A 14,026-nucleotide genomic window follows, 5' to 3' on the forward strand; every position below is an offset into this window, starting at 1 on the left:
GTGCGCGCGCTACGAGCCGCAGAACTTTTCCGAACATCTTGCCTGGTCATCGCATGGCAAGACCTATCTCAACGACCTGCTGCCGCTGCCCTATACGCAGGAGACGCTCGACCGCGTCGTCGCGCATATCGATGAAGTGCAGGACACCCTGCGCCGCGAAATGCTGCTGGAAAATCCCTCGACCTATCTGCAATTCGCCGAGAGCACGATTCCGGAAACCGAATTTCTCGCCGAGATCGCGCGTCGCACCGGCTGCGGGCTCCTGCTCGACGTCAACAACGTGTTCGTGCAGGCCGTCAATCACAGCACATCGGCCGAAGCGTATCTCGACGCATTCCCGCTGTCGCGTGTGAAGGAAATCCATCTCGGCGGACATGATGCGCAGGAGGACGAGACCGGTGCGCCGCTGCTCATCGACGCGCATGGCGCGCCGGTCGCGGATCCGGTCTGGGCACTGTACGAGCGCGTCATCGCCCGTACCGGCCCGCTGCCAACCCTGATCGAATGGGACAACGACGTGCCGGACTGGCCCGTGCTCGCGGCGCAGGCGCACGCCGCTGGCGCGATCCTAGCGCGGTACGGCAAGCGTGAGGCGGCCTGACATGCTTGGGGCGCTCCAGCACGATTTCTCGCGCGCGCTGCTCGATCCCGCACAGGCTGTGCCCGCGAAGCTGACTTCATGCACCGCGCGCCATCCACTGAAGCGCTTTGCGGTCTACCGCAATAACGTCGTGGTCAGCCTCGTCAACGCATCGCGGGCGAAATTCCCGGCGACCGAACGCGTCGTCGGCGAGGATTTCTTCGCCGCGATGGCGCGGGTTTTCGTGACCGCGCATCCGCCGCACTCGAAGATCCTGCACGAATACGGTGACGATTTCGGCGATTTCGTCGCCGCCTTCGCACCTGCGGCGGAGGTGCCATATCTTCCCGATGTGGCGCGTCTCGAAACGGCGCGTACCCGCGCCTACCACGCTGCCGATGCTGTCCCGCTTACGGCCACGGCATTTGCCGAGGTCGATCCATGCGCGGCCGGCGCGCTGCGTATTGCGCTTCACCCTTCGCTGCGGATCGTCCGCTCGCGCTATCCGGTTGTAACCATCTGGGCGATGAATGCGGGCGAAGCCGAACCTGCCCCGATCGATCTCGACGCATCCGAGGATGCGCTGATCCTGCGGCCGGACCTTGAGGTGACGGTGCGCACGCTGCCGCCGGGCGGTGCCAGCTTCCTTGCAACGCTCGCAATCGGCGCGCCGCTCGCTGAAGCGGCGGAAACGGCCGGCGCCGAAGACCAACATTTCGATCTCATCGCCAATCTCGCGGGGCTGATCGCCGCGGGTGGCATCACCGCATTCAGCTTCAGCCAGGCGCCGCGGGCAACTGAGGCGCCGCCGGCAACTGAAGCGCCGCAGGCGGAAGGAGCCCCAGCATGACCGACACCCCGTTCGCCGTGCATTCGCAATCCCGAACCATCGCCTTGATCCAGCGTGGCCATGCAGCGATGACGGCGATCCCCTACTGCCTTGTCGCACTGATCGCACGCATTTCCATGGCCGCGGTGTTCTGGCGCTCCGGCCAGACCAAGCTGGATGGCTGGCATGTCTCCGACAGCGCGATCCTGCTGTTTCGGGACGAATACAGGCTGCCGCTGATCGACCCGACGCTTGCGGCCTGTCTTGCGACCTTTGCGGAGCACCTGTTCCCGATCCTGCTGGTGCTCGGTCTTGCGACACGCTTTGCCGCGCTCGCGCTTCTGGTCATGACGCTGGTGATCGAGGTTTTCGTCTATCCCGATGCCTGGCCGACGCACGGCACCTGGGCCGCCTGCTTCCTGATCCTGATGGCGCAAGGGCCGGGCAAGGTTTCGCTCGACCACCTCATCGCGCAACGCTGGCGCTAGCCGCGCTCGCAGAAGCAAGCCGGGACGTGACAAGGTCGGGAAAGCCCGAAATCGTCACGCCCCGCTCCAGGAATGAATGCGCCGCAGCAGCCATGATGCGGGCATTCTCCCGGCACAATCGAGGGGGTCCGCTGCTTTCGCGGACTTGACCGATAATCCGGTCCGCCTCCTTCAATGGCGGGTCCGCATCGCCTCCTTTTCTTCGGGCTTGATCGTTGTGCCCGTGACCGGATCGACCCAGACCAGATCGTCGCGCACGGCCTTCACGCCGGGTACATTCTCGACCAGTACCTTGAGCGCTTCGCGCTGACGCTGATCGAGCACGAAGCCGGACAGCGTGACGATGCCCTGCCGCACGATGGCATCCACGGTCGCAACCGGCGCCCAGGTCTCGCTGTTGAGTTCGCGCAGGATCGCTTCGCGGATCGCGGCGTCGCCAATGGCCGGCGCGCTCGCCGGATGCATGTAGCTCACCAGTGCGCGCAGAAGATTGGCCCGCGTCACGATGCCGACAAGCTTCTTGCCGCGCAGCACCGGTACGCGCTTGATATGATTGCGCTCCATCAGCGCAACGACATCCGTGAGCTGGGTCGCCTCGTCGACGGTCTTGACCGTGCGTGTCATGACTTCGGACACCTTGCGGCCGTGCGAGTGGACATATTCCTCGGCGGCGACGCCCGGCCCCATCAGGAATTCGAGCCAGCGCGGCCGGGTCTGCTGGGTGCCGGTCTCGGCCCGGCGCAGGAAGTCGCCTTCGGTCACGACCCCGACAAGGTTGCCGCACGGATCGACCACCGGAAGACCGCTGATCTTCTTCTGCAGCATCAGCCGGATCGCCAGACTGATCGGCGCCTCGGCATCCACGGAGACGACCGGCGTTGTCATTACATCGCGCACCTTCATGCCGCATTTCCTCTCTTTTGGAGAGGATCGCGTGCATGAAAGCCGCGCTCCTTGCGCTGGATCAAACCGCGGGCGCGACGATTTGGAAAAGCTCAAAAGCGCTAGCCGCTTTTCGCGAGTTTCTCCTCCGGCTCATCGGCGCGTTCGAGCCCCTGCGTCATGTTGCGATATATGCGGCGCAGCGTCTCGCGCGTGATCGCGAGATCCGCCTCCGGAATGCCCGCGACAGCTGCGGCCTCCAGTTCGCGCGCACGCGGGATCAGCCGATTCACGAGCGCACGCCCCTTCGCGCTGAGTTCGACGCTGACCTCACGATTGTTGGTGTCGGACCGCGTACGGGTCACGAGGCCAAGGCCGACCAGCCGTGTAATCAGCCGCGAAATGGTCGAGACATCGATCGAGGTGAGTTCCGCCACATCGATCTGCCTGTGCTTTCCGTTGGTGGAAAGCCCAGCCAGCACGCGCCACATCGCGATGCTGAGGCCGTGTTCGTCGATGTCCTTCCCATAACCGGCGACGAACGCCGCCCCGACCCGGTTCACCAGGTACGGAAGGTAATCCGAGAGATCGAGCTGCGGGCGATCGGCCATGGGCGCTCCGGCCAGGGTAATCCCTGCTCTTAGGCAAGCCGAAAGCGGCCTGTCAAAAGGTCAGCAGTCCTGTCCAATATTGCATTTACAACTATTGCACTTGCAAGTATTTTTGCGCCAACGATAAGAACAGAGCCGGAGAGGCCTTCACGGGAGCGCACCATGAGAGACATCCAGAACGATCTCGGCGGCAATTTCCGAAAGGCCATGCGTCGTCTGACCAGCGCGGTCAGCGTCATCTCCACCATGCATGACGGCGTGCGTCACGGCATCACCGTGACATCGGTGACGTCCGTATCGATGACGCCCCCCTCCCTCCTGTTCTGCATCAACCGCGCGTCGAGCGTGCATGATCCGGTGATCCGCGCCGGACGCTTCTGCATCAACATCCTGCACGCCCATCAGATCGACATCGCCGACGCCTTCAGCGGCCGCGTACGCGACAAGAACCGGTTCCTGTGCGGGGAATGGGCGAGCGACGACGACGAGGTTCCGTACCTCATCCCCGCCCAGGCCAACATTTTTTGCGAGATGGATGCCATATCCAGTTACGGCACCCATTCGATCGTGATCGGGAAGGTCCATCACGTTGCAGTGCGCGGGCAGGTTGCACCGCTGCTTTATCAGGACGGCCAATATACCGTCGGGCTCGGAGAGGGCGTCGACTGGGTGGTGCCCGTCGGCTGAACGACACGGCGCGCTGCGCCGCGGCACAGTCAAAACAAAATACAAGATAAGCAAGGAGACCCCAGATGGAGTTCGGCTATTTCACGCTGTCGGACAATCATTACGAAGGCAACACCCGCGACGCGAACCAGTTCGTACAGGATCTCACCGCCGAGGCGCTCTATGCGGACAAGCTTGGCATGCATTCGGCCTGGATCGGCGAACATCATTTCAATTCGCTTGGGGTGAACTCCTCGCCGGAAATGGTGCTGGCCTATATCGCCGCGCAGACAAAGCACATTCGCCTTGCGCCGGCCGTCACCGTGCTGCCGCTGCACAATCCGATCCGCGTTGCCGAGCAATGGGCGACGCTCGATCTTCTGTCTGGCGGACGCGTCGATTTCGCCGCCGGCCGTGGCTACGACCGCCGCGAATACATCCCGTTCGGCGTGTCGTTCGAGGATAATCAGTCGATCTTCGACGAGGGCATGGAAATTCTTCGCAATCTCTGGAATTCCGGCGGCCAGCGCATCGATCACAAGGGCAAGCACTACCAATTCGAGGATGTGCGGATCACGCCGCAGCCGTTGCAGAATCCGATGCCGATGTATGTCGCATCCTTCTCCAAGCCTTCGATCGAACTGGCCGCGCGTCTCAATTGCGGGCTGATCGTCGCGCCGTTCGCCGCCGCCATGAGCTTCGGCGGACTGAAACAGGTTGCCGACCTCTATCACGAGAGCTGCGCGAAATACGGCACCAAGCCGCACCGCCTGATGTGCAGCTACTTCACCCACTTCGCCGATGACGCGGCGAGCGAAAAGGCGCAGCGCGAACGCCAGATCCGCTACTACAAGGAATGCGTGATCCCCTCCTTCCCGGGCGATCCGCGCACAGCGCCCCCGAGCTATCGCTACTTCATCGACATGGTTGAGCGCCTGCACAAGGTGAAGCCGGAAGACCTGACCGAGAATTCGGTGCTGATCGGCAACTCCGCACGCATCACCGAAATCCTCAAGAAGGTGGAAGCCGCGGGCTTCGACGAAGTGATCCTCTATTTCAACGTCGGCATGAAGCCGCACAAGCAGGTCAAGGAAGAGATGGACCGCTTCATGAGCGAGGTGGCGCCGAACTTCCAGGGCAAGCATCAGGAACGGCGGGCGGCGTAGTTTTTTACCTCGGCCTCCCAAGCAACGAGGATAACTTGGGTCGCAACCGCAAACCGGTTGCGGCCCTTTGTTTTTGCATTTTCGAGAACCGGCCGGCGATCAAGGCAAAATCGCCCGAACGCATGTCGATGGCGTGAAGACCGTGCGGCAGCTTCGCAGCCAGTATGGCGAGCCGAAGAAGCAGCTCACCGATCCGTCGAAGTATTTCGACCTCGGCTATTACGACAAGTCCCGCTTGAAATAGCGCGCAGAAACAGCCATGGCGTGTGAGGCCCGACTCACCTATCAGCGTCTGGCCTCAAATTCAGCACGCAACGCCGGGACGTGAAATGACAACCAGCACAATCTCTAAGGTCTGCTTCTTTGCCGGCCTGGTCATGCTCGCAACAACGATCGCTTCGGACACCAGCTGGGCTCAAAGGCGGCAGCAGCCGGCGGATGGCACGCTGCAACAGCGCAAGGATTGCGCCGACGACGCGAGAATGGTCTGCGGCCGGTTTATTCCGGACGTCGATCGCATCACGCAATGCATGACGGCCAACAAGCGGCAGCTCACGCCCCAGTGCCGCCGGCATTTCCGCTAAGCGTCGGCCGGGTCGCCTGCCCCATATCAAGAGTGCAGCCGCAACCTTCGGGTTGCGGCCAGATGCATGACTGGTCTTGAATTCGGCATCCTTCGCGTCCATCGAACGGTACCATGAGCGCGCCGCAGACCATCGACCTTGCCGCCTTCGATGTCAGCCCCTCCCGCGGTTTCGTGCCGGTGCACGACCCGCTGGACGCCCTGCCGGAGGCCTATCGCGCGCTGGACGATCTCGCGCCAATCATTCCCGCCCTGATCATGAACCAGGACGTGCGGCGCTTTCTCGCCGGCCTTCCTGAATGCGATGTGCGCGGCCTCACAGGCGAGGCTGAGGCGGAGCGCGCGCTGCTCATCCTTTCCGCCCTGACAATGGCGCATGTCTGGGGCGGAGCGGAGCCCGACTTCACCCTGCCCCGCAATATCGCGGTGCCGTTCATGGCGTTGTCGCAACGTCTTGGGCGTCCGCCCATCGTGATGCATGCGACGCTCGTCCTGAACAACTGGCGGCGGCTCGACCCGGCGCGGCCGCTCGCGCTCGACAATGTCGATACGCAATTCACCTTCACCGGCTCATTCGACGAGAAGTGGTTCTATCTCGCGACGCTCGGCGTCGAGCTTGCCGGCGCGCCTGCAATCGTCGCGCTGACCGGTGCGGTTACAGCATCGCAACGGGGCGACGACGGGGCGCTCGTGCAGGACCTCGCCGCACTCGAGACCGGTATAAAGCGGATGTCGGCCGCACTGATGCGCATGACCGAACGCTGCGATCCTTATGTTTTCTATCACCGCATCAGGCCCTATCTCGCCGGCTGGCCCGCGCCCGGCCTTCTCTATGAGGGCACCGGTTTGCCGCGGCAAATCTGGGCCGGCGGAAGCGCCGCGCAAAGTTCGCTCCTGCAGTCTATCGACGCCGGGCTTGGCGTTACTCACGAGCACGCGCATACCCGCGACTTCCTCCAAGCGATGCTGCAATACATGCCGCCGAAGCATCGCGCCTTCGTTGCCGCCTTACGCGAACGCAGCACCATTCGCGGACGCGCTGAAAACGGAGCGCCCGCCGTGCGGGACGCCTACAACGCCTGCATCGCCGCCGCCGATGAATTCCGGCGCAAACATATCGGGCTCACGTCGCAATACATCGTCAGGCAGGCCTCGACACATGTCGGTCCTGGCACGACGGGCACCGGCGGTACCGACTTCGTGGAATTCCTGCGCAAGTCGCGCGTCGAAACGGCACGCTCGCATCTGAAGTAGCGCGCACTTCCGTCAAGCATCGCGGCACGCGCAAACGAGAAGGCCGGCGGTCGCTCGCCGGCCTTTCGTCACACACGCAAACCAGATGCGTGAGCGCTAGCGGTCACCGCCCCTGCGCGCACCGTGCATCGGTCCGAAGGCATAGCCGGGCAGCACTTCGCGCGCGATCGCCACCTGCTTCTCGTCGAGCGAGGCCACAATACCGTCGACGGCGGCGCGCACGCTGTCCTCTTCCTTGCGGCGCTGTTCGATCATGCTGTCGCGGAATTTGCGGTACTCATCCGGCGACATCCTGCGAATGGCACTGCGGTCGATGCTCTCGCGCCGCGCCCTGCGCGCGTCGGCCACCTCTTTCAGGGTCGTGGCATATTTCGTCCAGACTTCTTCCTGCGCTGCGGTGACGCCGATCTCGCGCCTGGCGCTGTCGAGTGCTGCGGGACCAAGGCGTCCGCCGAAGCGGCGTCCCTCGCGCGGTCCGTCACCACGGCGGTCATCACGCCGGTCATAGCCGCGGCCTTCGCGCCAGCGGTCGCCGCGATCGTCGCGCCGGTCAAAACCGTGGTGCCTGCCATAGCCGCGATCATGATCGTGCCAGCGTCCGTGGTCGCGGCGGTCCCAGCCGCGTCGTTGCGGGCTGCAGCGATCGTCGTCACCGCGACGGCCTTCACGCGAACCGTAACCACCGCCATCGCGCCAACGAGGACCGCGATCGTCGTCGCGACCGCGCCAGTTGCGCTCATCATCGCCGCGACGCCAGCGTGGACCGCGGTCATCGTCACCGCGGCGGTCGTCGTTCCAGCGCGGACCGCCGCGGCCATAATCGCGCGGTCCGTCGCCGCGGCTATAGCCGCCGCCGTCGCGCCCGCCGCTGTCCTGCGCGGAGGCCGCATATGTCAATCCGCCCAGCCCGGTCAGGCCCGCCACCAGAATGCCGGGGATCACCCACGTGCGTTTCATCTTCTTGTGTCTCCGATATTGCGCAACCGAAGCGTTGCATCGCAGACAGGATGGGAAACCGGTTTGACGGAAGTTTTACAGATCGGGCGGGCTTTGTGACAAAGTGTGTCAACGGCGGGCGCCGTGACATCCGGTTGCAACATTTCCGCGAATTAATCCGCAGCCTTTCCTATATTGGACGCATGTCCGCTGCGCCGCACATCCTGATCGTCGACGACCATCGCGAGATCCGCGAACTCGTCACCCGCGCGCTCGTTAAGGAGGGCTTTCGCGTCAGCAGCGCCGCTGACGGTCGCGCCATGCACAAGATGCTGGCGGATGGACGGATCGACCTGATCCTGCTCGACCTGATGCTTCCGGGCGAAGACGGCCTTTCCATCTGCCGCAACCTGCGCACGACATCGGACATCCCGATCATCATGCTGACCGCGAAGGGCGAGGAGATCGACCGCGTGCTCGGCCTCGAGATGGGCGCCGACGATTATCTGCCGAAGCCGTTCGGCAGCCGCGAACTGATCGCGCGCATCCGCGCGGTGCTGCGGCGCGGACGGCCAAGCGAGCCGGCCGCAAAGAACGCCTCACACTATGGTTTCGACCGCTGGCGGCTCAATACCGCGGCCCGCGAACTGATCCGTGACGACGGCGTCAGCGTGCCGCTGTCCACCGGCGAATACGATCTGTTGCTCGCTTTCGTCCAGCGGCCGCAGCGTGTGCTGAGCCGCGAGCAATTGCTCGATCTCGCCCGCGGTCGCGCCGCCGCGAATTTCGACCGCGCCATCGACACCCAGGTCAGCCGCCTGCGCAAGAAGATCGAGCAAGACCCCGCCGATCCGAAGATTATCAAGACGGTCTGGGGCGGCGGCTACACCTTCACGGCCGCCGTGACCACCGGATGAAACGCCTCCTGCCCCAAAGCCTCGTGCCGAAGAGCCTGTTCGGCCAGACGCTGCTGCTCCTGCTCGCGGGTCTCATCGTCTCGCATGCGATCGGCTCCTTTATCTATTCGCTCGACCGCGAGGCCGCTGTGCGAAGGGTCGGCGGGCTCGCGACCGCGCAGCGCATCGCCAATGTCTCGCGCCTGGTCGAAGAGATGCCCGCCGACTGGCGCGAACGCCTGGTCGCGGGTCTCAGCGACCGCAGCCTGACGGTGGCGCTGACGGACAAGCCGCCGCTGACCACGAGCGATGCCGGTGTCGTCGCCGATGTCATCCGCGATTATCTGATGCATCAGTTGCGGCTTCCGCCGCAGCGCGAGCCGCTGGTCGCGGTCGACGAGGCCGCCCGTCCGCCCTTCGATGGGCGCGGCTTTCGCGGGCCGCCACCCGACGGGGATTTCGGCCGCGGCCGCATGATGCGCGAGCGCGGCGACGAGCGCTTCCGCGAACGCGGCGAATGGCGCGGACGCGACCGGGAGCGAGACCGAGAGCGGCGTCCGCCCCTCATACGCGCGCGCGGCCTTGAGGTCGCGGTGCCGCTCGCCGACGGACAATGGCTGTATTTCGCGACCGCCCTGCCCTCAACCAATGCGGGCTTCTCGTATCAATATCTGATCTCGATGCTGGTGATGGCGCTGATCATCGTCGCGATCTCGATCTGGGCGGTGCGCCGCATGACCGCCCCGCTCGCGACCGTTGCGCAGGCCGCCGACCGGCTCGGCCGCGACGTGAACGCGCCGCCGCTGGTGGAGTCCGGCACCATCGAGATGAAGCAGGCCGCATCCGCCTTCAACGCGATGCAGACGCGACTGCGCGCGCTGATCGAGAACCGCACCCGCATGCTGGCTGCGCTCTCGCACGATCTTCGGACGCCGCTGACGTTGCTTCGCCTGCGCGCCGAGAATGTCGACAACACCGAGGAGCGCGACAAGATGCTCGCAACCATCTCGGAGATGGACGCGATGATCGGCGCGACGCTGCGATACGCGCGCGAACAGGCCGCCGACGAGCCGCGCCGCTCCACGGATGTCACGGCCCTCGTGCAGAGCGTGGTAGATGACATGGCCGATGCCGGGCTCGATGTGACCATGGCGCAGAGCGAGCCGGTCTCGATCGAGTGTCAACCGGCCGCGCTCAAGCGCGCCCTGACCAACCTGATCGAGAACGCGGTCAAATACGGCGAGCGCGCCCGTGTGTCGCTCACCGCGTCGCAGCACAATATCGACATCGCGGTGGAAGATGACGGCCCCGGCATTCCGGAGGACCAACTGACCAAGGTGTTCGAGCCGTTCTACCGCGTCGAGGAATCGCGCAGCCGCGATACCGGCGGTGTCGGCCTCGGGCTTGCGATTGCCCAGGCGGTCGTGATCGCGCAGAATGGCACACTGACTTTGACCAACCGGAAGCCGACAGGCCTTCGCGCGCTGATCGCTCTGCCGCGCAAGCCATCATAATCGACGGCACGGTTTCATCGTCTCTCCACGGGAGGAGATCATGCCTGTCGTACGCCTTGCAGCAACCACTGCGCTCGTGCTCTCGCTTGCCGCGCCTGCGGCCGCGCAACCGGAGGTCTTCCGGTTCGGCGCGATCGGCGACACATCCTATTCCAAACGCGGCGAGCAGGAATTCGACCGCATGCTGGATGCGATGAACAAGGAGAAGCTCGCCTTCATCGTGCATGTCGGCGATTTTCAGGCCGATCCCCGGCCGTACCAGCGCGCGCCGGACCGCATCACGAGGCCCTGTACCGACGAGAATTACGCCCGCGTGCTCGCGACGTTCCAGCGCTCCGCTGCGCCCTTCATCCTGACGCCGGGCGACAACGACTGGACCGACTGCCATCTTCTGAAGGACCCCGCCGTCGATCCGCTCGACCGGCTCACCAAGGTCCGCGCGATGTTCTTCCCGGATGGCAAGAGTCTCGGCGCGCGCACGTTGCCGGTGCAAAGCCAGGCGTCCGACAAGGGCTTCGAAACATTCCGCGAGAACCTCAGCTGGACCTACAATGGTGTGGTGTTCGCGACCTTCCACACCGTCGGCAGCAACGACAATACCGGCCGGACGCCGGAGATGGACGCCGAACAGGCCGCACGCAAGGCGGCCAATCTCGCCTGGATCGCGAAGGCATTCGCCGCGGCGCGCGCGCCCGATATCAAAGGGCTCGTTCTGGTGACGCAGGCCAATGTCGCGTTCGAAGCACATTGGAGCGCAAGCCTGAAGGCACGCTATGTCCGCAGCGCCGGCGGCACCGTGCCTAAAGAGGCATCGGCGTCGCCCTATCATGAGCTGGTATCGCTGGTGGCGTCCGAAATGGAAGGCTTCGGCAAGCCCGCGCTGTTCATCCATGGCGACACCCACCTGTTCCGGCTCAACAACCCGTTGCCAAGCCGCAAGTCCGGTCGGTTCTTCCAGAACCTGACCCGGCTCGAAGTCTTCGGCGATCCGGATACGCACTGGGTGCGCGTAACGGTCGACCCGGCCAATCCCGCCCTGTTCACGATCGAACAGATGGTGGTGCCGGAGAACGATCCGAACCGGTAAGACGTTGCGGGACGCCCTTCCCATTTACCGGCCCGAAACCAACCCTCCGCAAGGGCGATACGCCGGCCCGGCAATCGTGTAAGTTGCGACCGGTCCTTTCCGAAGGTATCGGCACATGCGCATCGGACCGATGCTTGCAATCGTCGCTGCCGCGCCGCTCGCGACCGCCATCCAGCTCGCGACCACGGCAGCGGCCGACGACGTTCGTATCCTCACTCTTCCCAACAGCGTGCGTGGCGTCTGGGCGCCGAATGCGGATGCCTGCGCGGACGGCAAGGGACGCATTGACATCACGGCGAAGACGCACAGTACGCCGGATGTCAACTGCGAGATCGCGTGGATCACGGTGACGCCGTCACGAGAGGGTCCGGTCTATTCTGCGCGCTCGATGTGTACGCAGATCAGGACGGGACAGAAGGATCCGCCGTCCTATCTCGTGATCAGCCCGCGGCCCGACAATCAGCTGCTGGTGCGAATGCCGGGTAGCAATCCCGATGGAGAGCCCAGAATCTATCGGAAGTGCTGAGCTGCAATCGCGCCGTTCAGTTCACCTCGATCTTCGCCGCCAGCACAGCGCGCTTCATGCGCTCGAATTGCTGATGGATCAGCGCCGCGAAATCTTCCGGCGCGCCCGGCTCCGGTTTCGCCTGCTGCCTGGCGAGCGTCTCGCGCACATGTGGATCGGCAAGCGCCTCCTTCAGCGCAGCATTGAGCTTGTCGATCACCCATTTCGGGGTCTTGGCCGGCGCGACCAGCCCGAAAAACGCCATCCAGTCGAGATCGTTCAGACCGAGTTCGGCGAAGGTCGGCACGTCCGGCAACACAGCGAGCCGCTGCGGCGACGATACCGCAAGCGCGCGCAGCTTGCCGTCCTGGATCAGCGGCAGCGAGGTCGACAGATTGTCGAACAGAATCTGGATCTGCCCCCCGACCGCGTCGCTCAGTGCGGGCCCCACCCCGCGATACGGCACATGGGTGATATCGGTGCCGGTCGCCAGCTTGAACTGCTCACCCATCAGATGGCTGACCGAGCCGTTTCCGGCCGAGCCGTAGGCGAGCTTGCCGGGCTGCGCTTTCGCCAGCGCGACGAGTTCGGCCACCGTCTTCGCCGGCACCTTCGGGTTGATCGTCACCACATTCGGCACCTGCGCAATCAGGCCAACAGGCTCAAGATCGTCGACGACATTGTAGGGCAGCGACTTGTAGGCGGCCGGATTGATCGCCAGCGTCGACGCCGTGCCCATGCCGATGACATAACCATCCGGCGCGGCTTTTGCGATGGCGGCGGTCCCGATCGAACCGCCCGCGCCGCCGCGATTGTCGATCACGACGGGCTGCCCGAGCGCCGATCGCATCGCATCCGCAACAACGCGCGCAATCACGTCGGTCGAGCCACCGGCCGCGAACGGCACGATCACAGTCACGGAGCGCGACGGAAAGATAGTCTGTGCGCTGGCGCCGGCCGGCAACAGAAGCGACAGCAGGACACCGAGAAAGGCGCCTGCGGGAAAACGATGTCTCATTGCGACGGCACCGCCCTTTGAAGATCATGCGCGGGGATCGCCCGCGCATCCATGATGTTCGCTTGATGGATTGCCGGGTCAAGAGGCGTCACCGATGCCGTCTTCGACGGCTAGGCCCGGCAATGACCAATCCTCACCCGAAGAAGTCACGCAGCATCTTGTTGACCTGATCCGGCGCCTCGACTTCCGGAAGATGGCCGATCGTTTCCATCCATTCGAGCTTGCCGTTCTTGAGCTGCTTGATCAGCACCTCGGCATTCCTGTCGCCGGGATTGACCTTGTCGGTGCGCCCCTGGATCATCAGAACCGGCATGGTCAGCTTCGCGCCCGCTTCCGGAGCGCTATACCCGTTGACCATGCCGAGCTTCACGCCATGCATGAACCCGCGCGGCATGGTGGCCCGCAGCACGCGCTGCACCTCGGTCTTCAGTTCGGGCGACGCATTGGGCCCAAGCAATGCGTCTACCCGCGCGCCGAAGCTGTAAATGCCCTTGGCGATCTGGCCCTCGCGGGTGGCGATGATCTTCTGCTTCTGCTCCTCCGGCATGTCTTTCGGACCGACGCCCGTCCCGGTCATGGCGAGCCTGGCGATGCGCTCCGGATAATGGATGCCGAAACACTGCGCCACGCGGCTGCCGAATGAATTGCCGACGACGTTGATGGCGCCTTCGATCTTCAGCGCCGTCAGGAAGTCGCGCACCGCGTCGGCGTAGTCCTTGCAGTCGGCGACGTCCTTCACGAAGCCGTCGCTCATCATGTAGCCCGGCGCGTTCCAGGCGATCACGCGGTAGCGGTCGGACAGTCCCGCCAGTTGCGGCCGCCAATGCATCGCGTTCGCGCCCACCCCATGCAACAGCAACACTACCGGTGCGTCCGGCCGGCCAGCCTCCAGGTAACTGAACCGGTCCCCGAGGTAATTTGCCCGCGAGGCTGCCGGAATCTCGGCAATCTGCATGTCGGGCAATGGCGGCGTTGTGGGTTTCATCTGTGCGAAGGCGAAAGTGGTCGTAA

Annotated in this window: 16 protein-coding genes; 11 read left to right on the forward strand and 5 right to left on the reverse strand. The window is 64.3% G+C overall.

The genetic code is table 11. The features are described from left to right. From VNZ93_RS07830 to VNZ93_RS07840, 3 genes are all read left to right on the forward strand, one after another. A partial coding sequence (locus tag VNZ93_RS07830) for a DUF692 domain-containing protein (protein ID WP_325702519.1) occupies positions 1-601 on the forward strand: 601 nt, incomplete at its 5' end. A 1-nt stretch (position 602) separates the two neighbouring features. Beyond that, positions 603-1,430, forward strand: a complete 828-nt coding sequence (locus tag VNZ93_RS07835) for a DNA-binding domain-containing protein (RefSeq protein WP_325702522.1) — start codon at positions 603-605, stop codon at positions 1,428-1,430. Beyond that, positions 1,427-1,897: a DoxX family protein gene (locus tag VNZ93_RS07840; RefSeq protein WP_414710015.1), complete on the forward strand. Its 471-nt coding sequence runs from the start codon at positions 1,427-1,429 to the stop codon at positions 1,895-1,897. The genes VNZ93_RS07835 and VNZ93_RS07840 overlap by 4 nt, the downstream gene beginning before the upstream one ends. Positions 1,898-2,068: 171 nt before the next feature. On the opposite strand, the gene VNZ93_RS07845 is transcribed toward VNZ93_RS07840, so the two are convergent. Then, entirely contained in the window at positions 2,069-2,800 is a 732-nt protein-coding gene (locus VNZ93_RS07845; RefSeq protein ID WP_325702525.1) for a CBS domain-containing protein, read from the reverse strand. A 101-nt stretch (positions 2,801-2,901) separates the two neighbouring features. After that, on the reverse strand, positions 2,902-3,390 hold the full coding sequence (locus VNZ93_RS07850; RefSeq protein WP_325702528.1) for a MarR family winged helix-turn-helix transcriptional regulator: 489 nt from the start codon (positions 3,388-3,390) through the stop codon (positions 2,902-2,904). Between the two features lie 162 nt (positions 3,391-3,552). Between VNZ93_RS07850 and VNZ93_RS07855 the strand changes: the two genes are divergently transcribed. From VNZ93_RS07855 to VNZ93_RS07870, 4 genes are all read left to right on the forward strand, one after another. Beyond that, positions 3,553-4,077: a flavin reductase family protein gene (locus tag VNZ93_RS07855; RefSeq protein WP_325702530.1), complete on the forward strand. Its 525-nt coding sequence runs from the start codon at positions 3,553-3,555 to the stop codon at positions 4,075-4,077. A gap of 65 nt (positions 4,078-4,142) precedes the next feature. Further along, a complete protein-coding gene (locus VNZ93_RS07860; protein WP_325702533.1) occupies positions 4,143-5,222 on the forward strand; it encodes an LLM class flavin-dependent oxidoreductase in 1,080 nt (359 codons plus the stop codon). A gap of 329 nt (positions 5,223-5,551) precedes the next feature. Next, entirely contained in the window at positions 5,552-5,806 is a 255-nt protein-coding gene (locus VNZ93_RS07865) for a hypothetical protein (protein WP_325702536.1), read from the forward strand. Between the two features lie 113 nt (positions 5,807-5,919). After that, on the forward strand, positions 5,920-7,059 hold the full coding sequence (locus VNZ93_RS07870) for a hypothetical protein (protein ID WP_325702539.1): 1,140 nt from the start codon (positions 5,920-5,922) through the stop codon (positions 7,057-7,059). Positions 7,060-7,155: 96 nt separating this feature from the next. Here the strand turns inward: VNZ93_RS07870 and VNZ93_RS07875 are convergent, their stop codons facing one another. Next, positions 7,156-8,016: a hypothetical protein gene (locus tag VNZ93_RS07875; protein WP_325702542.1), complete on the reverse strand. Its 861-nt coding sequence runs from the start codon at positions 8,014-8,016 to the stop codon at positions 7,156-7,158. Positions 8,017-8,198: 182 nt separating this feature from the next. Here VNZ93_RS07875 and VNZ93_RS07880 point away from each other — a divergent pair, with 182 nt between their 5' ends. From VNZ93_RS07880 to VNZ93_RS07895, 4 genes are all read left to right on the forward strand, one after another. Beyond that, positions 8,199-8,912 (forward strand): response regulator, encoded by a 714-nt coding sequence (locus VNZ93_RS07880; RefSeq protein WP_325702545.1) that lies wholly within the window; start codon positions 8,199-8,201, stop codon positions 8,910-8,912. Further along, positions 8,909-10,405: an ATP-binding protein gene (locus tag VNZ93_RS07885; protein WP_325702548.1), complete on the forward strand. Its 1,497-nt coding sequence runs from the start codon at positions 8,909-8,911 to the stop codon at positions 10,403-10,405. Before VNZ93_RS07880 ends, VNZ93_RS07885 begins: the two co-directional genes overlap by 4 nt. Before the next feature lie 40 nt (positions 10,406-10,445). Beyond that, entirely contained in the window at positions 10,446-11,492 is a 1,047-nt protein-coding gene (locus VNZ93_RS07890; protein ID WP_325702551.1) for a hypothetical protein, read from the forward strand. Between the two features lie 115 nt (positions 11,493-11,607). Further along, on the forward strand, positions 11,608-12,018 hold the full coding sequence (locus tag VNZ93_RS07895) for a hypothetical protein (RefSeq protein ID WP_325702554.1): 411 nt from the start codon (positions 11,608-11,610) through the stop codon (positions 12,016-12,018). Positions 12,019-12,034: 16 nt separating this feature from the next. Here the strand turns inward: VNZ93_RS07895 and VNZ93_RS07900 are convergent, their stop codons facing one another. Both VNZ93_RS07900 and VNZ93_RS07905 read right to left on the reverse strand, forming a co-directional pair. Further along, positions 12,035-13,015 carry a tripartite tricarboxylate transporter substrate binding protein gene (locus VNZ93_RS07900; RefSeq protein WP_325702557.1) on the reverse strand — a complete coding sequence of 327 codons (981 nt, stop codon included), beginning with the start codon at positions 13,013-13,015 and terminating at the stop codon, positions 12,035-12,037. Positions 13,016-13,148: 133 nt separating this feature from the next. Then, positions 13,149-14,026 (reverse strand): alpha/beta hydrolase (locus tag VNZ93_RS07905; RefSeq protein WP_325702560.1); only part of this gene is annotated, 878 nt, incomplete at its 5' end.

It is taken from the genome of Pseudorhodoplanes sp. (assembly GCF_035565795.1).
In the GTDB taxonomy this organism is placed as follows: Bacteria; Pseudomonadota; Alphaproteobacteria; order Rhizobiales; family Xanthobacteraceae; genus Pseudorhodoplanes.